This is a genomic window from Haloferax sp. Atlit-6N (assembly GCF_003383195.1).
Taxonomy (GTDB): domain Archaea; phylum Halobacteriota; class Halobacteria; order Halobacteriales; family Haloferacaceae; genus Haloferax; species Haloferax gibbonsii.
The window spans coordinates 1-487 of sequence record NZ_QEQJ01000252.1; the positions used below are offsets into that span (position 1 = coordinate 1).

A 487-nucleotide genomic window follows, 5' to 3' on the forward strand; every position below is an offset into this window, starting at 1 on the left:
CAGTTCAGAGTATTCTTGCTGACAGTCCATTCCTCAATATACTGAACGAGAACGAACAGCCCCACTACTACTTTGCCAATAACTCAAAAGGTCAGATTCGTGACGGAGATGCAGTTGGAGCTGGCCACCAGCAAGATTTCATGAGCACAGTTCTCGTAACTGACCAACGAATCATCCTCACAGCTGCTGGGAATCGTGGGAATGCGCTAGTATATGGCTCAATTACTGACGTCCAGACCAAAAATGGACTGACGAAAAACCGGCTATCAGTCTTCACAAGCAATCACGAATATAGAATGTATATTCCGGATTCAGCCACTCAATCCGAGATTGAAACAGCTGCAGACTACATCCGAACCCAAGCAAAGGATGCACCTACTGTCAACTCCGATCTCGATACTGTCCATTCACTTCGCCCGATTTGGGACGACACGATGCGAACCGGTGCCGGCAATACAGATCCACTTGATGCAACGCCACAAGGAGC

General features: G+C 48.0%; 1 protein-coding gene. It reads left to right on the plus strand.

All coding sequences use genetic code 11. The features are described from left to right. Nucleotides 1-487: PH domain-containing protein (locus tag DEQ92_RS22225; RefSeq protein ID WP_199522974.1), on the plus strand; the 487-nt coding region annotated here is incomplete at both ends.